Origin of the sequence: Streptomyces sp. NPDC053750 (genome assembly GCF_044544295.1) — a bacterium.
Lineage (GTDB): Bacteria > Actinomycetota > Actinomycetes > Streptomycetales > Streptomycetaceae > Streptomyces.
In genome coordinates this window covers 514,019-537,392 of record NZ_JBITXB010000002.1, presented here as the reverse complement: position 1 = coordinate 537,392, position 23,374 = coordinate 514,019, and the positions used below count along the sequence as shown (strand labels likewise).

Annotated in this window: 22 protein-coding genes; 13 read left to right on the top strand and 9 right to left on the bottom strand. The window is 72.5% G+C overall.

The window, feature by feature from the left end; all coding sequences use genetic code 11:
* Positions 1-49: 49 nt before the first annotated feature.
* Positions 50-406, bottom strand: a complete 357-nt coding sequence (locus ACIGO6_RS07910) for a PRC-barrel domain-containing protein (RefSeq protein ID WP_399872816.1) — start codon at positions 404-406, stop codon at positions 50-52.
* Between the two features lie 210 nt (positions 407-616).
* Here ACIGO6_RS07910 and ACIGO6_RS07905 point away from each other — a divergent pair, with 210 nt between their 5' ends.
* The 3 genes from ACIGO6_RS07905 (at position 617) to ACIGO6_RS07895 (ending at position 2,872) form a co-directional block, all read left to right on the top strand.
* On the top strand, positions 617-970 hold the full coding sequence (locus ACIGO6_RS07905; RefSeq protein ID WP_399872814.1) for an STAS domain-containing protein: 354 nt from the start codon (positions 617-619) through the stop codon (positions 968-970).
* Entirely contained in the window at positions 967-1,896 is a 930-nt protein-coding gene (locus ACIGO6_RS07900) for an anti-sigma factor RsbA family regulatory protein (protein WP_399872811.1), read from the top strand. The genes ACIGO6_RS07905 and ACIGO6_RS07900 overlap by 4 nt, the downstream gene beginning before the upstream one ends.
* A 133-nt stretch (positions 1,897-2,029) precedes the next feature.
* Positions 2,030-2,872 carry an RNA polymerase sigma factor SigF gene (locus ACIGO6_RS07895; RefSeq protein ID WP_399872810.1) on the top strand — a complete coding sequence of 281 codons (843 nt, stop codon included), beginning with the start codon at positions 2,030-2,032 and terminating at the stop codon, positions 2,870-2,872.
* Between the two features lie 6 nt (positions 2,873-2,878).
* Here ACIGO6_RS07895 and ACIGO6_RS07890 read toward each other — a convergent pair whose 3' ends face one another.
* Positions 2,879-3,838, bottom strand: a complete 960-nt coding sequence (locus ACIGO6_RS07890) for a Ku protein (protein ID WP_399872808.1) — start codon at positions 3,836-3,838, stop codon at positions 2,879-2,881.
* A gap of 213 nt (positions 3,839-4,051) precedes the next feature.
* On the opposite strand from ACIGO6_RS07890, the gene ACIGO6_RS07885 reads away from it, so the two are divergent.
* On the top strand, positions 4,052-5,173 hold the full coding sequence (locus ACIGO6_RS07885) for a lipid II:glycine glycyltransferase FemX (RefSeq protein WP_399872805.1): 1,122 nt from the start codon (positions 4,052-4,054) through the stop codon (positions 5,171-5,173).
* Positions 5,174-5,188: 15 nt separating this feature from the next.
* On the opposite strand, the gene ACIGO6_RS07880 is transcribed toward ACIGO6_RS07885, so the two are convergent.
* Complete coding sequence (locus tag ACIGO6_RS07880) at positions 5,189-5,929, bottom strand: class I SAM-dependent DNA methyltransferase (protein WP_399872803.1); 741 nt, start codon at positions 5,927-5,929, stop codon at positions 5,189-5,191.
* Between the two features lie 109 nt (positions 5,930-6,038).
* Here ACIGO6_RS07880 and ACIGO6_RS07875 point away from each other — a divergent pair, with 109 nt between their 5' ends.
* The gene (locus ACIGO6_RS07875) at positions 6,039-6,737 is read left to right on the top strand and encodes a type 1 glutamine amidotransferase (protein ID WP_399872801.1); all 699 of its coding nucleotides are present in this window, start codon (positions 6,039-6,041) and stop codon (positions 6,735-6,737) included.
* A 31-nt stretch (positions 6,738-6,768) separates the two neighbouring features.
* Here ACIGO6_RS07875 and ACIGO6_RS07870 read toward each other — a convergent pair whose 3' ends face one another.
* Complete coding sequence (locus ACIGO6_RS07870; RefSeq protein ID WP_399872798.1) at positions 6,769-7,944, bottom strand: GDSL-type esterase/lipase family protein; 1,176 nt, start codon at positions 7,942-7,944, stop codon at positions 6,769-6,771.
* Positions 7,945-8,035: 91 nt separating this feature from the next.
* Positions 8,036-8,605 carry a TetR/AcrR family transcriptional regulator gene (locus tag ACIGO6_RS07865; RefSeq protein WP_399872797.1) on the bottom strand — a complete coding sequence of 190 codons (570 nt, stop codon included), beginning with the start codon at positions 8,603-8,605 and terminating at the stop codon, positions 8,036-8,038.
* A 184-nt stretch (positions 8,606-8,789) separates the two neighbouring features.
* Between ACIGO6_RS07865 and ACIGO6_RS07860 the strand changes: the two genes are divergently transcribed.
* From ACIGO6_RS07860 to ACIGO6_RS07850, 3 genes are all read left to right on the top strand, one after another.
* The gene (locus tag ACIGO6_RS07860) at positions 8,790-9,755 is read left to right on the top strand and encodes a hypothetical protein (RefSeq protein WP_399872794.1); all 966 of its coding nucleotides are present in this window, start codon (positions 8,790-8,792) and stop codon (positions 9,753-9,755) included.
* A 212-nt stretch (positions 9,756-9,967) separates the two neighbouring features.
* Positions 9,968-10,753 (top strand): hypothetical protein, encoded by a 786-nt coding sequence (locus ACIGO6_RS07855; protein WP_399872792.1) that lies wholly within the window; start codon positions 9,968-9,970, stop codon positions 10,751-10,753.
* 43 nt (positions 10,754-10,796) lie between these two features.
* Positions 10,797-11,660 carry a DMT family transporter gene (locus tag ACIGO6_RS07850; protein ID WP_399872790.1) on the top strand — a complete coding sequence of 288 codons (864 nt, stop codon included), beginning with the start codon at positions 10,797-10,799 and terminating at the stop codon, positions 11,658-11,660.
* Positions 11,661-11,697: 37 nt separating this feature from the next.
* On the opposite strand, the gene ACIGO6_RS07845 is transcribed toward ACIGO6_RS07850, so the two are convergent.
* Positions 11,698-12,324 carry an FxLYD domain-containing protein gene (locus ACIGO6_RS07845; protein WP_399872789.1) on the bottom strand — a complete coding sequence of 209 codons (627 nt, stop codon included), beginning with the start codon at positions 12,322-12,324 and terminating at the stop codon, positions 11,698-11,700.
* A 188-nt stretch (positions 12,325-12,512) separates the two neighbouring features.
* On the opposite strand from ACIGO6_RS07845, the gene ACIGO6_RS07840 reads away from it, so the two are divergent.
* Entirely contained in the window at positions 12,513-13,967 is a 1,455-nt protein-coding gene (locus ACIGO6_RS07840; RefSeq protein WP_399872788.1) for a basic amino acid/polyamine antiporter, read from the top strand.
* Positions 13,968-14,004: 37 nt separating this feature from the next.
* Positions 14,005-15,267: an arginine deiminase gene (locus tag ACIGO6_RS07835; RefSeq protein ID WP_399872787.1), complete on the top strand. Its 1,263-nt coding sequence runs from the start codon at positions 14,005-14,007 to the stop codon at positions 15,265-15,267.
* A 7-nt stretch (positions 15,268-15,274) separates the two neighbouring features.
* Here ACIGO6_RS07835 and ACIGO6_RS07830 read toward each other — a convergent pair whose 3' ends face one another.
* A complete protein-coding gene (locus ACIGO6_RS07830; RefSeq protein ID WP_399872785.1) occupies positions 15,275-15,553 on the bottom strand; it encodes a hypothetical protein in 279 nt (92 codons plus the stop codon).
* A 217-nt stretch (positions 15,554-15,770) separates the two neighbouring features.
* On the opposite strand from ACIGO6_RS07830, the gene ACIGO6_RS07825 reads away from it, so the two are divergent.
* Positions 15,771-16,211 carry a hypothetical protein gene (locus tag ACIGO6_RS07825; RefSeq protein ID WP_399872783.1) on the top strand — a complete coding sequence of 147 codons (441 nt, stop codon included), beginning with the start codon at positions 15,771-15,773 and terminating at the stop codon, positions 16,209-16,211.
* Between the two features lie 27 nt (positions 16,212-16,238).
* Here ACIGO6_RS07825 and ACIGO6_RS07820 read toward each other — a convergent pair whose 3' ends face one another.
* Positions 16,239-18,623, bottom strand: a complete 2,385-nt coding sequence (locus ACIGO6_RS07820) for a glycoside hydrolase family 65 protein (protein WP_399872781.1) — start codon at positions 18,621-18,623, stop codon at positions 16,239-16,241.
* On the bottom strand, positions 18,620-21,010 hold the full coding sequence (locus ACIGO6_RS07815; RefSeq protein ID WP_399872778.1) for a phosphoketolase: 2,391 nt from the start codon (positions 21,008-21,010) through the stop codon (positions 18,620-18,622). Before ACIGO6_RS07815 ends, ACIGO6_RS07820 begins: the two co-directional genes overlap by 4 nt.
* Positions 21,011-21,245: 235 nt before the next feature.
* Here ACIGO6_RS07815 and ACIGO6_RS07810 point away from each other — a divergent pair, with 235 nt between their 5' ends.
* Complete coding sequence (locus ACIGO6_RS07810; protein WP_399872776.1) at positions 21,246-22,628, top strand: rhodanese-like domain-containing protein; 1,383 nt, start codon at positions 21,246-21,248, stop codon at positions 22,626-22,628.
* Positions 22,625-23,368 carry a TSUP family transporter gene (locus ACIGO6_RS07805; protein WP_399872773.1) on the top strand — a complete coding sequence of 248 codons (744 nt, stop codon included), beginning with the start codon at positions 22,625-22,627 and terminating at the stop codon, positions 23,366-23,368. Before ACIGO6_RS07810 ends, ACIGO6_RS07805 begins: the two co-directional genes overlap by 4 nt.
* Positions 23,369-23,374 lie beyond the last annotated feature (6 nt).

Here is a 23,374-nt window from a genome sequence, read left to right as displayed (position 1 = left end):
CACGCCGACCCTCGCGCCGGACCCCGTGATCTTGCGGGACGGTTCGGGTTCAGCGGCGGCCGAGCCGGCGTTCGCCGCGGCTGCCCTGCTCGTACGGCAGGTGGTAGTGGGCGAAGACCGCGCCTTCGTCCTCGGCCGCGAGTTCGCCGTCGGGGTCGATCCCGGGGGCGTCCTTGACCAGCCCCCGGTCGTAGGTCACCTTCAGATAGCCCGGTCCCACGGTGGCCTTGTCCACCGGTACGAACACCAGACGCCGTCGGGTCGGCAGACCGACCGTCACCGTGGCGAACGCGGGCCGGTCGGTGGCGGTGTCGAAGTAGACGGATTCCAGCGTCCCGATCTTGCGGCCTTCGTTGTCGACGACGTCATGGCCACGCCACTCACGAATGTTTTCTGCTTCAAACATGACCGGTCTTCCTTTCCGAGGACAGGACGCACTCCCCTGTCGTGTTCCCCACTTCGCGCCCGCCTCGCACGGTTTGTCCCCCCACCGGCCCCCGGATCGGCTCGGCGGGGCCCCGGGCGCCGCGATAGGCTGCCTGGTCGGAAGAGGCGGCCCTGCCCCGGCGCCGGGCCGTGGTGCGGACGTCCGGCCGATTCCCGAAGGAGACCGAGTGTGGATGCCACAGGCCCCGGGGGCGTCCCGGGCCGGCTGCGCAGCGGTGCCGTGCTGGAGGTGGGTCCGCTGTCCGGCCGCCCCGGCATCCGTGCCAGCGGAGAGATCGGCGTGACCACCCGCAGGTCCTGGGAGCACGCCCTCACCGAGCTGTCCCGGCAGCACACGGACGTGTCCTACGTGGAACTGTCCGGCGTGCGGTTCGTCGACGTGGCCGGGGTGACGGCGCTCGCCGTCACGGCCATGAACCTGTCCGGGGGGCGGGTGGTGGTGGAACAGCCGCCGCCGCAGTTGCCCCGGGTGCTGGAGCTGTTCTGGCCGTCCCTGCGCCGGATCGAGGTGACGCCACGATGAGCACGGTGACCACCGAGGGCGCCTTCGCCCATCCGGCGCTGTTCTACGCCTCGGAGCAGGAGTACGCCGCGCGGACGGTGACGTTCGTGCGGGAGGGCCTGGCAGCCGGCGAGCCGGTGGCGGTGGCCGTCCCCGCCCCCAACCTGGAGCTGATCCGGGCGGGCCTGGCGGCGGACGCGCAGGACGTCCTCTTCCTGGACATGACCGAGGCGGGTCGCAACCCGGGGCGGATCATCCCCGGCGTCCTGCGGGCGTTCGCCGACGCGCACGCGCAGGAACGGGTGCGCATCATCGGCGAGCCGATCTGGGCCGGGCGCAGCGCGACGGAGTACCCGGCCTGCGCCCAGCACGAGGCGTTGATCAACGCGGCCTTCGCGGGCCGGTCCGCGACCATCCTGTGCCCGTACGACGAGACCCGGCTGGACGCCGACGTCCTGGCCGACGCCCTGGTCACCCACCCGACGGTCATCGCCCGGGGCCAGGAGCGGGCCAGCGACGCCTATGACTGGCGGGCCGTCGTCGACCGCTACAACGAGCCGCTGCGCCCCGCGCCGGACGCCGACGTCCTCCCCTTCGGGGCCGCCGAACTGCCGGACGCGCGCCGCTTCGCAGTCGGCCGGGCCGTGTCGCTCGGGCTGGCCGAACGGCGGGTGCAGGACCTGGAACTGGCGGTGGCGGAACTGACCACCAACAGCGTGGTCCACGGCGGCGGTCACGGGACACTGGCGGTCTGGGCCGAGGCGGGGCAGGTGGTGTGCGAGGTCCGCGACGCGGGCCGGCTCGGCGATCCGCTGGCCGGCCGCCGGCCCCCCGAGCGCGGTCAGATCGGCGGGCGCGGCCTGCTGCTCGTCCATTACGTGGCCGATCTGGTGCGGGTGCACACGGCCGAAGAGGGCACCAGCATCCGCCTCTACCTCGGTCTCTGACACCGCGTCGGAAACTGCTGTCGGCAGTACCGGCCGCATCGCCGTGCATGCGAGGACAGGACCGGGGTAGGCGGACTGTCGTCGGCCGGCAGGCGGCCGGACAACGGGGGCGATCGACAGGGAGGGCATCATCATGGCGACGACGACCGTGCAGACCACCGAGCAGGCCACCGACATGCCGGAGATTGCGGACCCCTCCAAGGTGGCTCCCAAGGACGCGCGGGAGTTGTCGAAGCTGTTCTTCGAGCAGCTGACCGTGCTGGAGGAGGGTACGGCCGAGTACCAGTACGCGCGCAACACCCTGATCGAGATGAACATGTCCCTGGTCCGCTTCGCGGCCGGCCGGTTCCGCAGCCGGGGCCCGGAGGAGATGGAGGACATCGTCCAGGTCGGGATGATCGGCCTGATCAAGGCCATCGACCGGTTCGAGCTGAGTCGTGAGGTCGAGTTCACCTCGTTCGCCGTGCCGTACATCGTCGGCGAGATCAAGCGGTTCTTCCGTGACACCTCCTGGGCCGTGCACGTGCCCCGGCGTCTGCAGGAGGCCCGTGTCCAGCTGGCCCGGGCCACCGAGGAACTGCGCAGCCGGCTGGGCCGCAACCCCACCACCAAGGAACTGTCCGAGCTGATGAGCCTGCCGGAGGACGAGGTCGTCGAGGCGCGGCTGGCGGCCAACGGCTACAACTCCGCCTCGCTGGACGCCGCCATCGGCGGCAGCGAGGACGGGGAGTCGGCCCTGGCGGACTTCATCGGTGCCGACGACGCGACCCTCGCGCTCGTGGACGACTTCCACTCGCTCGCCCCGATGATCGCCGAACTCGACGAACGCGACCGGCAGATCATCCACTGGCGGTTCGTGGAGGAGCTCACCCAGAAGGACATCGGTGAGCGTCTCGGTGTCTCGCAGATGCATGTGTCCCGGCTGATCTCACGTCTGCTGGCCCGTCTGCGGGAAGGCATGCTCGCCACCCACTGAGCCGCGTCAGGCGGCCGTCGACTTCTTCCGGCGCTCGTCGGCACCGGCGAGGGCGTCGACGAGCTCGTCGCGGCTCATCCTCGAGCGTCCGGCGATGTCCCGCTCGGTGGCCCGTTCGTACAGTTCCGCCTTGCTCAGCTCCCGCAGCTCGGCACGGGTCGACGGCGCGTCGCGGGAGGGCGCGGCGGCCTTCGCCCGGTCCAGGCTGCCCTGCAGCACGTCCATCAGGTCGACCACGTCGGTGGCCCGGGGCGCCTCCTCGGCGAGGGCGATCTCCTCGCCCTCGGCCTTGGCCCGCACCAGGTCGCGGACCTTCTCCTGGTAGGTGTCGCGATAGCGGTCGGGCTCCCAGGGGCCGCTGAGCGCGTCGACGAGACGCAGGGCCATGTCCAGTTCCTTGCCGCGCCCCGTACGGGCCGAGGGCAGTTCGGGCAGCTCCTCGACCGGGTCCCGGACCTCGTCGGCCCAGTGCAGCGTCTGGAGCACCAGGACCCGGTCCTCGGCCCGCAGCGCGGTCAGGTACTGCCTGTTGCGCATCACGAAGGTGGCGACGCCGACCTTGCCCGTCTCGGCGAGGGCGGTGCGCAGCAGTGCGTAGACCTTGAGGTACTCCTTGCCGCGCGGGGCGACGTAGTAGCTGCGGCCGAAGTAGACGGGGGCGATCCGGTCCAGGTCGACGAAGTCGGTGATCTCCAGGGTGCGGGAGCGGCCCGGCGCGATCTCGTCCAGTTCCTCGGGCTCGACGACGACGTACTCGCCCTCGTCCACCTCGTAGCCCTTGACGATGTCACCGGCGTCGACCTCCTCGCCGGTGCGCTCGTTGACCCGCCGGTTGCGGATGCGGTCGGAGGTGCCGCGCTGCAACTGGTGGAAGTGGACCGTGTGGTCCTCCGTCGCCGTGAACAGACCCACGGGCACGGAGACCAGCCCGAACGTGATCACGCCTGTCCAGATCGCCCGTGCCATGGCGCTCCGCTCCGTCCGCTCCGTCTGCTCCGCCGACTCCGTCCGTCCTGCGCGCCCCGCCCGTTCCGTCCACGCTGGCACTCCTCGCGCGGCCCCGCGCGCCGGGCGGAGCACACGGGGCAAGGACGGGGCGACAGCGCGCGGATCGACCGCGGTCGGTATTCCCTGTGAGGAACGGAGTCGAGCAAAAGTCGAGCAAAAGGGGCACCGCCCATGACCTGTCACCTGAAGGCGATCACCCGCGAGGAACATCTGCGCTTCGTCGCGGCCCGGCCCTCCGTGAGCCATCTGCAGACGCCCGCGTGGGGTGACGTGAAGCCGGACTGGCGGGCCGAGAGCCTGGGCTGGTTCGACGAGGGCGGCGACCTCGTGGGGGCGGGCCTGGTGCTGCTGCGGCCGTGGCCGAAGCTGAAACGGTGTCTGGCCTATCTGCCCGAGGGCCCCGTCATCGACTGGGCGGCCCCTGATCTGGAGCGGTGGCTGGAGCCGATGCTCGCGCACCTCAAGGAGCGGGGCGCGTTCTCGGTGAAGATGGGGCCGCCGGTGGTGGCGCGGCGCTGGAGTGCCGACACGGTCAAGGCGGCGATCGCCGACCCGGCGGCCCGGCGCCTGGGGGACGTGGAGGCCACGGTGCGCGAGCCCGGGGCGGACGGCGTCGCCGAGCGGCTGCGCCGGATGGGCTGGCGGCGGACCGAGCCCGGGGGCGAGGACGGCTTCGCCGCCGGCCAGCCGCGCTACGTGTGCCAGGTCCCGCTCGCCGGACGGTCCCTGGAGGACGTCCAGGGCGGATTCAACCAGCAGTGGCGCCGCAACATCAAGAAGGCCGAGAGGGCGGGCGTCAAGGTCGTGCGGGGCGACCAGGAGGACCTGCCGGCGTTCTACGAGCTCTACGTCGAGACCGCCGAACGGGACGGGTTCGTGCCGCGGCCACTGGCGTACTTCCGGCGCATGTGGACCGCGCTGACGGCCGAGGACCCGGACCGCATGCGTCTCTACCTCGCCCATCACGACGGCGAGGTGCTCGCCGCGGCCACGATGCTGACCGTCGGCGAGCACGTCTGGTACTCCTACGGCGCCTCCACCGGCCGCCGGCGCGAGGTACAGCCCAACAACGCCCTGCAGTGGCGGATGCTGTGCGACGCCCATGAACTCGGCGCGGCCGTCTACGACTTCCGGGGAATCACCGACACCCTGGACGAGGACAACCACCTGCTGGGCCTGCTCCGGTTCAAGGTCGGCGCGGGCGGCGAGGCCGTCGAGTACCTCGGTGAGTGGGACTATCCGCTCAACAAGGTGCTGCACAAGGCTCTGGACCTGTACATGGCGCGGCGCTGAAGCGGGCCGGTCCGGTCAGCCGGCGGGCTTCTCCCAGACCGAGACATGGCTGCGGCTCTCGTGGGTGAACGGCTCCCGGGTCCACCCCTCCCACCGGTCGCGCAGCCGCATCCCGGCGAGCCGGGCCATCAGGTCGAGCTCGGAGGGCCACACATACCGGAAGGGGTAGTACTCGTACTCGGCGCGTCCGTCCACGAGGGTGACGTAGTTGGAGCTCATCGCCTGGGTGACGGTGTCGTAGGTGTCGAACGCCCACCCGTCCGGGCCGATGCGGAACGGCACGGCGTTCTGCCCCGGGGGCAGGCGGCGCAGCTCCGGGACGCCCACCTCGATGACGAAGCAGCCGCCGGGCTCCAGATGGGCGGCGGCGTTGCGGAAGCAGTCGACCTGGGCGTCCTGGGTCGTCAGGTTGTTGATGGTGTTGAAGACGAGATAGGCCACCGTGAACGTGCCCGGCACCCGGGTCGTCGCGAAGTCGCCGATGGTCACCTCGACGGCTTCGCCGCCCGGCTTGGCGCTCAGCCGGGAGGTCATCGCCCGGGACATGTCGATGCCGTGCACCGGGACTCCGCGGCCCGTCAGCGGCAGCGCGATCCGTCCGGTGCCGACACCGAACTCGAGTGCCCGTCCCCCGCCCGCCAGTTCGGCCAGCAGGTCGACGGCGGGGTCGACCGCGTCGGGCGCGAACATGTCCGCCGTCGAGTCGTCGTAGTGCGCGGCGACGCTTTCTCCGAAGTAACCGTCTTCGTCAGGCATGCGAGGGACCGTACTCCTGCTCGGCCCGGCGGCGCCTGCGTTTTTCCCCGTCCTCCTGGGCAGTGAGGTGTTGTCCGTCGAGTGGCGGTGTGGAGCAGGGGGTGGGCGGATGTCGCGGCTGCTGGTGGTGCAGAACCATCCGGGCGGCGGGCCGGGCCGGTTCGGTGACTGGCTGGCCGCGGACGGGCTGTCGCTGGACGTGGTGCACGCGTACGCCGGTGCACCGCTCCCCCGGCGCCTGACCCATCGGGGCGTGATGGTGCTGGGCGGTGGCTACCTGCCCGACGACGACGTCCGCGCGCCCTGGCTCGCGCCCACCCGCGCGCTGGTCGCCGAGGCGCTGGAGCGGGAGGTCCCCGTGTTCGGGATCTGTCTCGGCGGGCAGCTCCTCGCCCGGGTCGCGGGCGGTACGGTCCAGGCCGACCACGGCACACCCGAGTTCGGCAGTACGCCGCTGAGTCTGCGGCCCGAGGCCGGGGGTGATCCGCTCTTCCGGGGGCTGCCCGAGCGGGTGACGGCGGTGGAGCACCACGTGGACGCCGTCACCGCCCTGCCACCGGGCGCCGCCTGGCTGATGGAGAGCGCGGGGTGCCCGTACCAGGCGTTCCGGGTGGGTGAGAGGGCCTGGGGGGTGCAGTTCCACCCCGAGGCGGACGCGGACCGGGTCCGGTCGTGGGACCCGGAGCGGATGCGCGCGCTCGGGCTGGACCCCGCGGAGCTCCGTCGCCGCGCCGACCGCGACGAGCCCGCGGCCGGTGCGGTCTGGCGCGAGGTCGCCCGGCGCTTCGCCGCGGTCGTCGTGGCCTGACGGCGGCGTACGCCGTGCCGCCCCTGCGGCGTCAGCCCGCGAAGGCGCCGTGATCGGCGAAGGCGAGCTTGGCGAAGCGTTCGCCCATGCGGCGGTGGGTGGCCGCGTCCGGGTGGAGGTCGTCGGGCAGGGGAAGCTCGGCGAAGTCGTCCTCGCCGTAGAGGTCACGGCCGTCGAGGTGGTGCAGGTGGGGGTCGTCGGCCGCGCGCCGGGCGACGATCCGGGCCAGCTCGTCCCGGATGACGTTCAGGGTCAGTTTCCCGCTCGCGCGTTCCGCCGGGTCGCCCAGGGCCCGGAAGCCCAGCCGCCCCTCGGCGAGGCGGGAGAAGTCGGGGGCGCTCGGTCCGGGCGTGTCCTCGTGGATGGGGCACAGGATGGGCGAGACGACCAGCAGCGGGGTGTCGGGGTGGCCGTCGCGGATGGTGTCGAGGAAGCCGTGCACGGCGGGGCCGAAGGCGCGCAGGCGCATGAGGTCGGCGTTGACCACGTTGATACCGACCTTGACGCTGATCAGGTCGGCGGGGGTGTCGCGCATGGCCCGCGCGGTGAACGGGTCGAGCAGGGCACTGCCGCCCAGGCCGAGGTTGACGAGTTCGACGCCGCCGAGGGAGGCCGCGAGCGCGGGCCAGGTGGTGGTGGGGCTCGCGGCGTCGGAGCCGTGGCTGATCGAGCTGCCGTGGTGGAGCCAGATCCTGCGGCCCGGGTCCGGGGCGGGTTCGACGGGGGCGTCGGTGCGCAGGGCGACGAGTTCGGTGATCTCGTTGTGCGGCAGCCAGATCTCGATGTTCTTGGTGCCCTCGGGCAGCCCGTCGAAGCGGAGGGTGCCGACCGGTCCGGGCTCGACGGCCGCCGTGCCGGTGGTCATGTCAACGGTCAGGGTCTTGCCGCCCGCGACACTGCCCCGGCCCGCCGGGCGGCCGTCGACGAGCAGGTCGTACACGCCGTCGGGGCGCGGCGGGGCGCCGACGTAGACCCGTTTGGTGGGAAGGGTGTCCAGTTCGAGGGCGGTGGCCCGGGTGCGGAGGGCCAGGCGGACGCCGGAGGGCTGGGACTCGACCATGGCCAGCTGTCCGTCGGCGCACTGGGCGCGGGCCCGGGCGGGCAGCCGGTGCGGGAGCACACCGTGCTCGGTGCGCTCCAGCTCGAGGGCGCCCCGCAGGAGGTCGCGGGTGATCGGCGTGGTGATCCAGTCGTGCGTGGTGGGCATGTCTTCTCCGGTTGTTCTTCTCCGGCGGTCCGCTGGTCCCGTGGTGTCGGTCTGTCCGGTGCTGTCGGCGCCCGCGTCCGCGGGGCGGGGGTCAGCGTGCGGGCCAGTTGCGCAGCAGGGCGTCGAGGGCGTCCACGATCCGCGTCCAGGTCTCCTGGCTGTCGGGGGCGCTGTGGCTGAAGCCGCCGCCCATCTCCAGGCTGACGTAGCCGTGGAAGACGCTGCCCAGCAGCCGGACCGCGTGGGTCTGGTCGGGTTCGGTCAGGTCGTAGCCGCGCAGGACGGCCCGCGTCATCTGCGCGTGCCGGACGCCCGCGCTCGCGGCCGCCGTTTCCGGGTCGAGCCGCAGCTGGGCCGCGGCGTAGCGGCCGGGGTGTTCCCGGGCGTAGTCGCGGTAGACGTCCGCGAAGGCGGCGAGGGCGTCCTTGCCGGCCCGTCCGGCCAGCGCCGCGGCGGCCCGGTCGGCGAGCTCGGCGAGGGCGAGCAGGGCGATCCGGGTCTTGAGGTCCTGAGAGTTGCGTACGTGCGAGTACAGGCTCGCGACCTTGACGTCGAAGCGTCTGGCCAGCGCGGAGACCGTCACCTGGTCGAAGCCGACCTCGTCGGCCAGTTCCGCGCCCGCCCGGACCAGGCGTTCCGTGGTCAGTCCCACGCGCACCATGACCGTCCTCCCGTTCTTCCTCCCGTTACCTGAAGCGATTATGCATTTGCCTAAAGCTTTTAGGCAAATGGGCCCTGCGCGGCGGAGGTGGCGCCGCGCTCGGGTCGCGGGGCGGCCGGTGCGACCGTAGACAGGAGGCGTGGGCTCAGGCCCGGGGCGAGGTGGAGGTGGAGGCGGAGGGACCATGCAGCGCAGGGGCGGGCACCGCCGGGAGACCGGCGGCGCCCAGGCGGGACCGGTCGAGTCGGTCCTCGACGAGCTCTACACGGCGCCGCCCGCCGACTTCGTCTCCCGCCGTGAGGAACACGCCGCGGCCACCAGAACGGCCGGGCGCAAGGAGGACGCCCGCCGCATCCACGCCGCGCGCCGGCCGACGCTCGCCGCCTGGGCGGCCAACCTGCTGACGCACTCGAGGCCGGAGGAGAGCCGACGCTTCCTGGAGCTGGGCCAGGCGCTGCGCGAGGCCCACCGCACCCTGGACGCCGCCGGACTCAAGGAGCTCTCCGCGCAGCGCCGGCGCATCGTCTCCGCCCTGTCCGGACAGGCCGCCCAACTCGCCCGCGAGGCCGGGCACCCGCTGTCCGAAGCGGCGCAGCGGGAGGTCGAGTCCACCTTGCGCGCGGTCCTCGCGGACCCCGACGCGGCCGACCAGTGGGCCGGCGGACGTCTGACGAACTCGCTCACCCCGCCGTCGGAGTTCCCTCCGGGCACCGCCCCGGCCGAGTCCGCGCCGCGCAAGCGCACACCCCGGCCGGACTCCCCCGGTCCCACGGCGGGGACCAGGCCTCAGGACGAACTCGCCGAGCGACGCCGCAGACGTCAGGAGGAGCTCGCCCGGGCCGAGCAGGTGGCGGACGAGGCCGCGCGGCAGGTGAACGACAGACGCGCCGAGCACGCGGACGCCGAGGCGTCACTGCGGCAGGCGTACGAGGAACATCAGCGAGCACGTGAGGAAGCGTCCGCCGCCGAGCAGCGGCTGCGGCAGGCACGTGAGGAGCTCGGTCGGGCCGAGCGGGCACGGCGGGAGGCCGAGGAAGGCGGGAGGGCGGCCGCGGACGCGCTGGCCCGGGCCGAGCGACAGGCACGCAAGGCCGCGCGAGAGGTGGACCGACTGGCCCCGCGTGGCAGGCAGTCGGGCCCGTCCCGCTGAGGGAGGACGACCATGCGCGAGATCGTCGGGGTGCCCGAGGGCGAGTGAGCACGGCGCATCCGTACTCCGAACACCCGCACGAGGAACGGGCGGCGCATACCACGCTGACGGCCGAACGTGGTATACCGGCCCGGCAGCCAACACGGAAACAGACCATGTCCCGCCATTCCTCCCGTGCCTTCACGGCCCGCGAATCGAGGAGAGTCACCACCATGTCCGAGAACACGATGCAGGCCGCCACCGAACTCGCGTCGCAGTACAGCGTCCAGGTCACCGACGACCTGGAGCGCAACGTCAAGGAGCAGGAACGTGTCAGCGCGGAGATCACCGCACTGCAGCAGCAACTGGCCGCGTTGCAGCACGACCACGCCCTGCTGGTGAACATGCAGCAGGCGCTCGGCATCGCCTCCGCGCCGGACCGGCCGACGAGCGCGCCGGAGCCCGCCGCCGTGGGTGGGACGGCCACCGTGCCCGCCCCCCGTGAGGGTGCCACCGCCACGAAGCCGGCGTCCGCCGGACGGACGCGCGGCAGGAAGTCCGCCACCACGTCCAAGCGCGCCGCGGCCACGAAGTCGAGCACGAAGCCCGCCTCGAAGTCCGCAGCCAAGTCACCTGCCAAGTCGCCTGCCGGGCCGACCACCAAGCCGGCTGCCGAATCGCCCGCCAAGCCGAGCACCAAGTCACCCGCCAAGCCGGCCGCGAAGGCATCGGGGAAGCAGGCCGCCCAGCCCACGCTGGTCGAGCTCGTCCGCAACCACCTCGCCGGACAGAGTGAGCCGCGCTCCGCCGCCGAGGTCGCCACGGCCCTCGGTGCGGCCCACTCCGGACGCACCATCAAGCCCACGGTCGTCCGCACCACGCTCGAAGGGCTGGTCGCCAAGAACCAGGCCCAGCGCTCCAAGCAGGGCACCTCGGTCTACTACACCGCCTCCGACACGGCGGAGCGGAAGCAGGACACCGCGCCGCAGGCGCCGGCGGCCGCGCCGAGCGACAGCTGACGAACGGCGCGCGGGCGGGGCGAAACCGGGTGAGGATCGGTGGATGGGTGTTGTGCTGCCGGTGCTCTTCGCACTCCTCGCCGCGTTCAGCAACGCGCTGGCCACGGTGCTCCAGCGGCGTGCCGCGTTGACGGTGCCGCAGTCCCAGGGCTTCCGCCCGGGGCTCGTCCTCGACCTGCTGCGGCGGCCGGTGTGGATCGGCGGCATGCTGGCCGTCGTCGTCGCCGGGGTGGGCCAGGCGGTGGCGCTGGCGACGGGGCCGATGTCGCTCGTCCAGCCGCTGTTCGTGCTGGAGCTTCCCCTGGCCCTGCTGCTCGCCTCGTTGATGACCGGCCGGGGTCTGCCCGGGGCCCTATGGCTCGCCGTGGGCGCGGTGGTCGTCGGACTCGGTGTCGCGCTGGCGGCCGCCGCACCGGACGCCGGCGAGCCCGACGTGCCCTTGGATCGGTGGGTGTTCGCGCTGGTGGCCTGCGCGGGAGCGGCCGTGCTGCTGGCCGCGGCCGGGCTCAGGCGCCCCGTCGGCAAGGCCCGCGCCGGTTGTCTCGGTGCGGCCACCGCCGTGTGCTACGCGCTGACGGCCGGTCTGATGAAGGACTCCATGCGGGTCCTGGACACGGACGGAGTGACCGGCTTCCTGACCACCTGGCAGACGTACGCGTTCGCCGCGGCCGGTGTGGCCGCCGTGCTCCTGCTGGAGCACGCCATGCAGGGCGGCCCCCTCGTCGCCTCCCAGCCCGCTCTCACCCTGGGGGACGCGGCGGTGAGCCTCCTGCTCGGCGTGGTCCTCTACCGCGAGGACGTACGTGCCGGCTGGTGGGTGGTGCCGCAGCTGCTCGGCGTGGCGCTGATCGTCGTGGGCGTGCTCACCCTCGCCCGGCGTGGCTTCGACCTGCGCACCGGTCAGTGAGCGCCCGTCGGTACGTCAGTGGCCCCTACGCCCATGGTCAGTACCGCTCGGCCTTGGCCACCTTCGCGGTCAGCCGGGGCTCCGGGGGCTTCCTGCTGATGGCGAGGGGGTGCGCCTTCTCGCCGGGGGCCAGGTCCTGGGCGCCGACGAACCGGGTCTCCACCACCTTGCCGTCGGAGTCGCTGAAGTCGACCTGCACGGCATAGGAGGCCGTCTCGTCGGTGCTGTTGGTGATGTTGACGGTGAGGGCGCGGACGTTGCTCGTCTCGGAGAGCGGCAGGCCGGTCAGGGAGACGTCGTCGATCGCGTTGCCCCGCCCGTCCACCTGCTTCAGCCGTTTCTCGGCCTCTGCGCGGGCGCGCTCGGTCTCGGCGGAGACGGACGCCTCGAACGACGAGGCCGCGGCGGAGGCCGACGACTCGGCCGCGGAGACGGAGGCCCGCGCCTCGGCCTTTCTGGACTCCGCCTCGGAGGCCAGGGCCGACGGCGGCGAACCGGAGAAGCGTGAGGTGTCGGGAGCGGTCGGGGTGGGACTCGACTCGGCGGAGCCGTCTCCGTCGTCACCGCAGGACACCAGGGCCCCACCGGCGAGTACGGCACACACGGCGAGCACGGCCGCACGGCGACGCGAGCGCGTACCGGCCTGCGACATCCCTGTCCTCATCGATCCGTTCCTTCCTCATGTGTCCGACTCGTGAGGTGTCCGACTCGTGCACCATCCCGCACCGCACAGGCGAACGCATCCGGAGCAAGCGGATCTGTAGGGCGGTAGGCCATGAACGTGCGCAAGGTGCCCGAAGCCGCCCCATGATGCACAGTGGTCGCAATCGATCGGCGACCCGGAGGGACGGCATGTCGCAGGCCGCTGCTTCCGACACGCACGGGGAGTCCCCGCCCACCGCCAAGCTGCCGCTTTTCACCCTGACGGCCATGGTCGTCGGGTCGATGGTGGGCGCCGGGGTGTTCTCGCTGCCGGGGCGTTTCGCCGCGGAGACGGGTGTGGCGGGGGCGCTCGTCGCCTGGGCGATCGCCGGTACGGGCATGCTGATGCTGGCCTTCGTCTTCCAGTCCCTCGCCGTGCGCAGACCGGACCTCGACGCCGGTGTGTACGCGTACGCCAAGGCGGGTTTCGGTGAGTACCTGGGCTTCTTCGCCGCCTTCGGCTACTGGGCCAGCACCTGCGTGGGCAACGTGACGTACTGGGTCCTGATCATGTCGACCATCGGCTCGGTCTGGCCGAGCCTCGGCGACGGGGACACCGCACTGGCGGTCGTCCTGTCCTCGATCGGGCTGTGGGCGTTCTTCTGGATGATCCGGCGCGGCGTGAAGGAAGCGACCGCCATCAACAAGATCGTCACGGTCGCCAAGCTCGTCCCCATCCTCATTTTCGTCATCCTGGCCCTGGTGTACTTCCGGCCGGACGTGTTCGCGGACAACTTCCGCGGCGCGGACTACGCCGGCTCCCTGTTCTCGCAGGTGCGCGGCACCATGCTGGCCACCGTGTTCGTCTTCCTCGGCGTCGAGGGCGCCAGCGTCTACTCCCGGCACGCGAGGCGCCGGTCCGACGTGGGCCGGGCGACCGTGCTCGGCTTCCTCAGCGTCTTCGCCGTCTTCGCGTCGGTCACCATCGTGTCGTACGGCATCATGCCGATGGCCGAGATCGCGGAGCTGCGGCAGCCGTCGATGGCGGGCGTGCTGGAGTCGGCCGTCGGGACCTGGGGCAGGGTGTTCATCGGCGTCGGCCTGATCGTGTCGGTGCTGGGCGCCTATCTGGCCTGGACGCTGATGGCGGCGGAGGTGCTCTTCGTCGCGGCCAAGGACGACGACATGCCGCGCTTCCTGCGCCGTGCCAACGCCGTCGACGTGCCCGTGCCGGCCCTGCTGATGACCTCGCTGCTCACCCAGGTGGTGCTGATCGTCACCAGCTTCTCGGACGACGCCTTCAACTTCGCGCTCGACCTGACCAGCGCCCTGTCGCTGATCCCGTACCTGCTGGCGGCGGCCTTCGCGGTCAGGATCGGCAGCCGGGACGACCCGCGCACCGCGGGCGGCCGCACCTCCCGGCGCGAGCTGGCCGTCGCGGTCGTGGCCACGCTCTACACCGCCTTCCTGCTGTACGCGGCCGGCCTCAAGTTCGTCCTGGTCTCCTTCATCCTCTACGCCCCTGCCACCGTCCTGTTCGTGATGGCCCGCCGCGAGCAGGGCAGACGGCTGTTCTCCCCCGGGGAACTGGTCCTCCTGGCCGTCTCCGTGGCCGGAGCGGTCCTCGGCCTCGTGGCCCTGGCGGCCGGCTGGATCAGCCTGTGAACAGCACCCCTCGTCCCGCATCCTTCAGGGAGGCCGTGTGACCAGTAACGAAAGCACCGTGAAGCCCGTGCTCGGCGTCCACTCCGAGGTCGGCAGGCTGCGCAAGGTCCTGGTGTGTTCCCCGGGTCTCGCGCACCGGCGGCTCACCCCCACCAACTCCGACGACCTGCTCTTCGACGACGTGATGTGGGTGGAGAACGCCCAGCGGGACCACGCCGCGTTCGTCGGCGAACTGCGCCGGCGCGGGGTGGAGGTGGTGGAGCTGCACGACCTGCTGGCGCAGATCATGGCGATCCCGGAGGCGAAGGCATGGCTGCTGGACCGGAAGATCACCGCCAACCAGGTCGGCATCGGTCTCATCGACGCGACCCGCTCCTACCTGGAGACCCTGTCGCCCCGCGAGCTATCCGAGTACCTCGTCGGCGGTCTCGCCACGAGTGATCTCCCCGAGGACTTCCGCTCCCCCCATCTCGCGCTCGCCCGCGAGTCCACCGGCGCCCGCGAGTACCTGATGCCGCCGTTGCCCAACACCCTGTACACCCGTGACACCACCTGCTGGCTCTACGGCGGGCTCACCCTCAACCCGCTGTACTGGCCCGCGCGGCACGACGAGACGCTGCTGATGAAGGCGATCTACACCTTCCACCCCGACTTCAAGGGGTCGACGGTGTGGTGGGGCGACCCCGAACTCGACTGGGGGCAGGCCACCTTCGAGGGCGGCGACATCATGCCGGTGGGCAACGGTGTGGTCCTCATGGGCATGAGCGAGCGCACCTCCCGGCAGGCCGTCACCCAGGTCGCCGCCGCATTGTTCCGCAGCGGCGCCGCGCAGCACGTCGTCGTCGCCGGGATGCCGAAGCTGCGGTCCGCCATGCACCTGGACACGGTCTTCACCTTCGCCGACCGCGACGTGGTCACGCTCTATCCCCGGATCATGGACGGGGTGCACACCTTCTCCCTGCGCCCCGGCGACCGGGCGCCCGGCTTCGACATCGTCGACGAGGGTACGACCCCCTTCGTCGACGTCGTCGCCAAGGCACTCGGGCTGTCCTCGCTGCGGGTGGTGGAGACGGGCGGCGACGCCTACGCCTCCGAACGCCAGCAGTGGGACAGCGGCAACAACGCCGTCGCGGTGGAACCCGGGGTGGTGTTCACCTATGACCGCAACACCCTGACCAACGCGCTGCTGCGCGAGGCCCGCATCGAGGTCGTCACCATCGTGGGCGCGGAGCTGGGCCGGGGTCGCGGCGGGGGGCACTGCATGACCTGCCCGCTGATCCGGGACCCCGTCGACTTCTGAGCCCGCCTCACCGGCAGAAACCGTACGCCTGCTCCAGCCACCGGTGCAGTGCCGCGTGCACGCTGCCGGGGAGCTCGCTGAGCCGGTCGATGGCGGCACGGTCCCCGGCGGAGGGCGCGATGCCCGCCGCGGTGAGGAGGGCGAGCAGGTCCAGGCGGCGCAGGTCGACCGGGTCGATGCGGCAGGGGACGCGTTCGTCGGGGTTGGGCGGCGGGAGCAGGAAGTCGCCCTGTCCGTCGCGGGAGCGCGTCAGGTCGGCGGCAGTCGGGGCAGTCATCGTGTGCATACCGCGGTCCTCCACTTGATGGGTCGCCGTTCTCGAGGGCTTGAGACACCGGTGCGGCGACGGCGGTTGCGGGCACTACTCCGTACGAGTGGTGCATTTCGGAACACGGTCGTACGGTCAGTACGGAACGGACACGAAGACGCAGACGGAAGCGGAGAGCTGAGAGCGGAGCCGAGCGACACCGAGACGGCCGGGAGCAGACATGGGCAGGAATCCGATGAGGGCAGCGGTCACGCTCTGTGCCGCCGCCGCGCTCGCGACACCCCTGGGCACGGCCTCCGCCGCACCGTCGGCGCAGGAGTCGGGGCCCCGGCAGACACAGGACCCGGTACTGGTCGACTGCCTCTGGCAGCCGAAAGTACGACCCGATGACTTCCTGCTCGCCTGCGGGGACGGCAACAGCCGCCTCGTCGCACTGCGTTGGTTCCACTGGGACGCGCACTCCGCGGTGGGCCGGGGCACCAACGCCGTCAACGACTGCGACCCGTACTGCGCCGTGGGCGCGTTCCACTCGTATCCCGTGACCGTGCGGCTCGACCGGCCGCGGACCTGGGAGAAGGACCCCTCGGAACGGCAGTACACCCGGATGACCCTGACCTACACCGACGGCAGGCCGGAGGGGTTCCCGCGCGTGGTGACCTATCCCCTCTGGGACTGAGCGCCCTCGCGGCCCGCCGCGGGCCGGTCACTCCTGGAGCGCCAGTCTGCAGCTGTCGCCCGGTTGGAGCAGTACGGTGCGGTCCGGCAGCCGGACGTCGATCGGCGGGAGGTCGGACGGCGGCACGGTGATCTCCAGGTGGCCGTGCTCCAGCCGGAGCCGTACGCCCCAGTGGCCCTGGTAGCGGATGGCGAACCCGTACGAGGACAGCTCCGGCAGCGGCACCGGGTCCAGCCACAGGGCGCCCTCCCGGGTCTCCAGTCCGGTCAGGCAGCGCTGGACGAGGTCGAGGGTGCCCGCCATGGCGCCGAGGTGGATGCCCTCGCCGGTGGTGCCGCCCTGGAGGTCGGCGACGTCGCCCTTGAGGGCCTCCTGGCAGAACGCCCAGGCCTCGGCACGGCGGGCCCGGGCCAGGAGCCAGCCGTGGACGAGCCCGCTGAGGGTGGAGCCGTGGCTGGTGCGGGCCAGGTAGTGGTCGACGGTGCGGTGCCAGGTGGCGTCGTTCAACTCGTAGCCCAGCCGGGCGAAGAGTTCCCGCAGTTCGGCCGGGGAGAAGAGGTAGCCCAGCATCAGTACGTCGGCCTGTTTGGACGCCTGGTAGTTGTTGACGCTGTCGCCCTCCGCCTCCAGGACGCGGTCCAGCCGCCGGATGTCGCCGTAACGTCTGCCGTATCCCGCCCAGTCCAGTTCGGCGAGCTCGCCGTAGCCCTCGAACTGGCTGACCACGCCGGCGTGGAAGGGCACGTGGAGGGTGCGGGAGATGTCCTCCCACTGTTCGAGTTCGCCGCCGTCCAGTTCGGTGCGCTCGGCGAGTTCGCGCCGGCGGGCCTCGGGGAGCGTGCGCAGCACCTCCAGGGTGCGGGTGAGGACCCAGGCGGCGGTGACATTGGTGTAGGCGTTGTCGTCGAGGCCGGGACGCCGCGCGCCGGGATAGGCCTCGTGGTACTCGTCGGGACCGACGACGCCCCGGATGCGGTGGCGCCCCAGGTGCGCGTCCCAGGTGGCGGAGTCCGCCCAGAAACGCGCGATCTGGAGCAGCATCTCGGCGCCCTTGGTGTGCAGGAACTCGGCGTCGCCGGAGGCCTCGCAGTACTGCCACACGTTGTACGCGATCGCCGACCCCACATGGTGCTGGAGGTGCGAGTGGTCCGGCAGCCAGCGGCCCGAGTGGGGGTTCAGGTGGAGTCGCTGGGTCTCCTCGCGTCCGTCGCTGCCGCTCTGCCACGGGTACAGCGCTCCCCGCCTGCCGATCGCGCGGGCCGCGGCGCGGGCCCGGTCCAGCCGGCGGTGCCGGTAGTGCAGCAGGGCCCGGGACACCTCGGGGAAGTGCAGGTTGAGGTAGGGCAGGACGAACAGCTCGTCCCAGAAGACATGGCCGCGGTAGGCCTCCCCGTGCAGTCCGCGCGCCGGTACACCCACGTCCAGGTCGGCGGTGTGCGGGGAGAGGGTCTGCAGCACGTGGAAGAGGTGCAGGCGCAGGATGCTGCCCGCCTCGCCGGGGACGTCGAGTTCGGCGCGCCGCCACAACTGGGCCCAGGCCGTCCGGTGCGTCGCCAGCAGTCCGTCGAAGCCGGGGGCGTCGGCCACCCGGTCCACGGCGGCCTGCAGCGGATCGCTGATCGCCGGGTCGCGCGAGGTGTGCAGGGCCACGACCTTGTCGACGGTGACGGTGCGGCCCGCCTCCGCGCGCAGCGTCGCGCGCTGGGCGACCCGCAGGTGTTCCCGTGCCGCGGTGACCGGCGCGCCGGCCGTCGTGCGGGCCGCCATGCCGACCCGGATGTCCGAGGTACGGGTGCGGCAGCGCAGCCACACCGTGCCTGCGTCGGCGCTGCCGGTGTGCACGTGGGTCAGGTGGCGGCCGTCCAGGTCCCGGTAGCGCGGCACCCCGGAGTTGGTGACGTCGCCGTCGAGGGCGGCCTCAACGTCGAGTTCCACCGTGCCGGCGTCCACCGTGAACTCGGTGCGCAGGGCGGCCAGGTGCGGGTCGGCCATGTGCACCAGCCGCAGCTGGCGCACGGTCAGCACGCGCCCGCGCCCGAGCCGGAAGTGGGTGCGGCGCTCCAGCGTGCCGGTGTCCAGGTGCACCGTCTGCCGGTGGTCGAGCACCTCGGCGGTGTCCGGTGTCAGCCAGTCCCCTCCGTCGGCCCTGAAGCGCAGGGGCAGCCAGTTCGGGAGGTTGACCATGTCCTCGTTCTCCACGTGCTGCACTTCGCGCCCCGCGACCGTGGAGGTGAGCCGGTTGTAGCAGCCGGCCACATAGGTGCCCGGGTAGTGCACGTCGTCCGCGACGCACTCGGGCAGGGCGCCACGCGTGGCGAAGTAGCCGTTGCCGAGCGTGCACAGCGACTCGCGCAGCCGCTCCTGGGCCGGGTCGTAGTGGTCGTAGTCCCAGGTCGAGGGCGTTGCGGTCACCGCGAGCCCTCCCAGGACCAGTCGGCGACCTCGGGCAGGTCCACGCCGTGTGCGCGGATCCAGTCGTGGTGCCGCAGCCGTGCGTCCTCCATCCGCTGCCGTACGGCCGCCGCGCGCACCGCGAGGCCCGGGACGCGGTCGATGACGTCCATGACGAGGCGGTAGCGGTCCATGTCGTTGCCGACCACCATGTCGAAGGGTGTGGTGGTGGTCCCGATCTCCTTGTAGCCGCGCACGTGCAGATGTGCGTGGCCGGTGCGCCGGTAGGCGAGCCGGTGGATCAGCCAGGGGTACCCGTGGTACGCGAAGACGACCGGCCGGTCGGCGGTGAACAGGCCGTCGTACTCGAAGTCGCTCATTCCGTGCGGGTGTTCCCCGCTGGGCAGCAGCCGGGCGATGTCCACGACGTTGACGACGCGTACGGCGAGTGAGGGCAGGTGGCGGCGGAGGAGCTGGGCGGCGGCCAGTACCTCCTGGGTGGGCACGTCGCCCGCGCAGGCGAGCACCACGTCGGGTTCGCGGGTGCCGTCCTCGGTGCCGGCCCAGTCCCAGATGCCGGCGCCGCGCGCGCAGTGCACCCGCGCCTGTTCCAGGGACAGCCAGTCGAAGCAGGGCTGCTTGCCGGCGACGATCACGTTGACGTAGTCGCGGCTGCGCAGGGCGTGGTCGGCGACGGAGAGCAGGGTGTTGGCGTCCGGCGGGAGGTAGACCCGTACGGCCTCGGGGCTCTTGTTGAGGATGTGGTCGACGAAGCCGGGGTCCTGGTGGGAGAAGCCGTTGTGGTCCTGCCGCCACACATGGGACGTCAGCAGGTAGTTGAGGGAGGCGATGGGGGCGCGCCAGGGCAGGCGGCGGGTCACGCGCAGCCATTTGACGTGCTGGTTGACCATCGAGTCGACGATGTGGACGAAGGCCTCGTAGCAGGAGAACAGTCCGTGCCGGCCGGTGAGGAGGTAGCCCTCCAGCCAGCCCTGGCAGGTGTGTTCGGACAGGATCTCCATCACCCGGCCGTGCCGGTCGAGGTTCTCGTCGACGGGCATCGTCCGTTCCTGCCAGGCCTTCCCGCTGGCGGTGTAGACGGCCTGGAGCCGGTTGGAGGCGGTTTCGTCGGGGCCGACGAGGCGGAAGTCGCGCCGGTCGGTGGTGGCGTCCATGACGTCCCGGAGCAGGTCGCCGAGGACCCGGGTGGGTTCGTGCGTGCTCGCGCCGGGTTTGTCGACGGCGACGGCGTACTCCTCCAGCGGGGGCATCGGCAGCTCGCGCAGGAGGAGGCCGCCGTTGGCGAAGGGGGTGGCGCCCAGGCGGCGCGGGCCCTCGGGGACGGCGGCGAGGACGGCAGGGTGGGGCGCTCCGGTGGCGTCGAAGAGTTCCTCGGGCCGGTAGGAGCGCAGCCACTGCTCCAGCTGTGCGAGGTGTTCGGGGTTGGTGCGCACGGCGGACAGGGGGACCTGGTGGGCGCGCCAGGTGTTCTCCACGGGCAGGCCGTCGACCTCGGCGGGGCCGGTCCAGCCCTTGGGGGTGCGCAGCACGATCACCGGCCAGCGGGGACGGTCCGTGGCGCCCTCCTCGCGGGCGGCGCGCTGGACGGCGGCGATGCGGTCCAGGGCGGTGTCCATGGCGTGGGCCATCGCGCGGTGGACGGCGGCCGGGTCGTCGCCGGTGACGTGGAGGGGGTCGTGGCCGTAGCCGCGCAGGAGTTCGTCGAGTTCGGCCTCGGGGAGGCGGGCGAGCACCGTGGGGTTGGCGATCTTGTAGCCGTTGAGGTGCAGGATCGGCAGGACCGCGCCGTCGTTCACCGGGTCGAGGAACTTGTTGGAGTGCCAGGACGTCGCCAGCGGGCCGGTCTCCGCCTCGCCGTCACCGATCACGCAGGCGACCACGAGGCCGGGGTGGTCGAAGGCGGCCCCGTAGGCGTGCGCGAGGGCGTAGCCGAGCTCGCCGCCCTCGTGGATCGAACCCGGCGTCTCGGGCGCGACGTGGCTGGGCACGCCGCCGGGGAAGGAGAACTGCTTGAAGAGGCGGGCCATTCCGGCCGCGTCCCGGGTGATGTCCGGGTAGGTCTCGGTGTACGAGCCCTCCAGCCACGCGTTGGCCAGGACGGCGGGCCCACCGTGGCCGGGGCCCCAGACGCACAGGGCGTCGAGGTCGCGGGCCTTGATCACCCGGTTGAGGTGGGTGTGGACGAGGTTGAGGCCCGGTGAGGTGCCCCAGTGGCCGAGGAGGCGGGGCTTGACGTGCTCGGGGCGCAGCGGCTCGGTCAGCAGGGGGTTGGCCATCAGGTAGATCTGGCCGACGGCGAGGTAGTTCGCGGCGCGCCAGTGGGCGTCCAGCGTGGCGAGTTCCTCGTCCGTGAGCCCGGGAGGCGTCTGCTGCGGGTCGGCGGACATCGGGGTCCTTTCCGTGTCGGGACAGCGGTCGGCCGGGGTGGCCGCGGGTGTTCGGCCGGGCGTGGGCGCGGATGGTGCCGGTGCGCCTCCCCCACCCTGCGCGGACCGGTCGGGTACCCGACAGAGCCGTTCGGGTCACACGTACCGGGCCGACCCGACTTGGATACCCCCCTGGGTATCTCTGTTACGGTGGCTGCAAGATACCCCGGGGGGTAATCAGGAAGGAGAGTGTGCCGTGTTCTTTGTCGACGTCCTGGAGACCGAGGGACTGGGCAACCGCAGCTATCTGGCGGGCGGTGCCCGCGCGGCCGTGGTCGTGGACCCGCCGCGGGACATCGACCGGGTCATCGCCGAGGCGGCGCGGCGCGGGGTGCGGATCGCGGCCGTCGCCGAGACCCACGTCCACAACGACTACGTCACCGGCGGCCTGGAGCTCGCCCGCCTCACCGGCGCGCGCTATCTGGTGCCGGCCGGGGCCGAGGTGGCGTACGCACGCGTCGCGGTGGCCGACGGGGACGTGGAGCCGGTCGACGAGGACCTGGAACTGCGCGCGCTGGCCACGCCCGGCCACACCCCGCACCACACCTCGTACGTCCTCGAGGAGTCGGGCCGGGCGGTGGCCGCCTTCACCGGCGGCTCGCTGCTGATCGGCAGCGTGGGCCGGCCCGACCTGGTGGAGCCGCGGCTGACCGAGGAGCTGGCCCGCGCGCAGCACGCCTCCGCCCACCGCCTCGCCGGCCGGCTGGACGACGAGGTGGCCGTGCTGCCGACGCACGGATTCGGCAGTTTCTGCTCCTCCACGCAGGCCGGCGGCGAGCACAGCACCGTGGGCGCCGAGAAGGCGGCCAATCCGGCGCTCGTCCAGGACGTGGACACTTTCGTCGCGGGGTTGCTGGCGGGGCTGGACGACGTGCCCGCCTACTACGCCCACATGGCTCCGGTGAACGCGGAGGGGCCCGCCCCCGTGGACCTGACCGAGCCCCGGCGTGCCGACGCCGACGAGATCGCCCGGCGGCTGGCCGCCGGTGAGTGGGTCGTGGACCTGCGCAGTCGGGTGGCCTTCGCCGCCGGGCACGTGGCCGGGTCGTTCAACTTCGAGGTCGACGGGCAGCTCGCGACCTATCTGGCGTGGATGATCCCGTGGGGCAAGCCGGTGACGCTGCTGGCGCACGGCGCCGAGGACCTGGCCCGCGCCCAGCGCGAGCTGGCCCGGGTGGGCATCGACCGGCCGGCCGCGGCCGCGGTGGGCTCCCCGGCCGACTGGGTCGTGGACGGGGCCCGGCCGGCCTCGTTCCGGCGGGCCGCGTTCGCCGAGCTGGCCGCGGCCCGGCACGCCGGCGAGGACGTGGTGGTGGTCGACGTGCGCCGGGACAGCGAGCGCGCGGACGGCTGGATCGAGGGCAGCGTGCACATCCCCGTCCACGAGGTCCACCGGCGCCTGGACGAGGTGCCGCCGGGCACGGTGTGGGTGCACTGCGCGGGCGGCATGCGTGCGGCCGTCGCCGCTTCCGTGCTCGACGCCGCCGGCCGTGAGGTGGTCGCGGTCGACGACGGCTTCGCGGCGGCGGAGGAGGCCGGTCTCCCGCTGGTCGCACCGTCGGGCGGCCGTGCCGTATGACCGCGCTGGTCCTCGCCCTGGCCGCCGGTGCCGTGTCCGGTCTGGCCCTGGGCGCGCTGGGGGCGGGCGGCAGCATCCTCACCGTCCCCGCGCTGATCTACCTGCTGGGTTTCACCCCGGCCGCGGCGACCACCGCGAGCCTGGTCGTCGTGATCGTCTCGTCGGTCGCCGCCCTGGTCGCCCATGCGCGGGCTGGAGCGGTGCGCCTGCGGGCCGGACTGCTGTTCGCGGCGGCGGGCCTGCTGCCCGCCGCCGCGGCCGGCGCCCTGTCCGCGCGGATCCCCGGGGCGGTACTGACGCTGGTGTTCGCGGCGCTGGCCGCGCTCGCCGGACTGCGCATGCTGCGCAGCCGCGCACCCCGCGAGGGCGGCCCCGTCTCGGGTGTCCGGGCGGCGGGCGCCGGAGCCGGGCTGGGCGCGGTGACCGGGTTCCTCGGGGTGGGCGGCGGTTTCCTGGCGGTGCCCGCGCTGGTGACGGTGGTGGCCGTGCCGATGGGCGCGGCGGTGGGCACGAGTCTGCTGGTCGTGACGGCCAACGCGCTGGTGGCCCTCGCGGCCCGGGCGCACACCGCCGTACACCTGGACCTCACGCTGCTGCTGCCGTTCCTGGCGACCGCCGTCCTGGGCGCGTGGGACGGCAGACGGCTGGCCGCCAAGGTGTCCGCCGGAACGCTGCGGCGCGTGTTCGGCGCCGTGCTGCTCGCCGTGGCCGTGGCGATGGGCGCCACGGTGGTGCTGTGAGCAACA